1 pseudogene is annotated in these 326 nt (G+C 38.3%); it reads left to right on the top strand.

Features of this window, described 5'->3' with window-relative positions:
* Nucleotides 1-326, top strand: a pseudogene (locus tag FE392_RS23160) (hypothetical protein); the annotation flags it as partial.

Here is a 326-nt window from a genome sequence, read left to right as displayed (position 1 = left end):
AAATACAGCAAAAATTATTGATTTTATTGAAAACTATGTCAGTGAGTGGAATGTAGAAACGAAACGTAACAATAAAGGCGCTCTTATTTTAACGGTAAAAGGGAAGAATGATGCGCAGCACCGCTTATTAACGGCACACGTTGATACGTTAGGTGCGATGGTAAAAGAAATTAAGCCTGACGGTCGTCTTCGTCTATCTATGATTGGCGGATTTCGCTGGAACTCTGTAGAAGGGGAATATTGCGAAATTGAAACATCAAGTGGTAAGACGTATACAGGAACGATTTTAATGCATCAAACATCTGTGCATGTATATAAAGATGCAG

The organism is Xenorhabdus santafensis, assembly GCF_033949405.1.
Lineage (GTDB): Bacteria > Pseudomonadota > Gammaproteobacteria > Enterobacterales > Enterobacteriaceae > Xenorhabdus > Xenorhabdus santafensis.
This window is presented reverse-complemented; position numbering and strand designations above follow the sequence as displayed.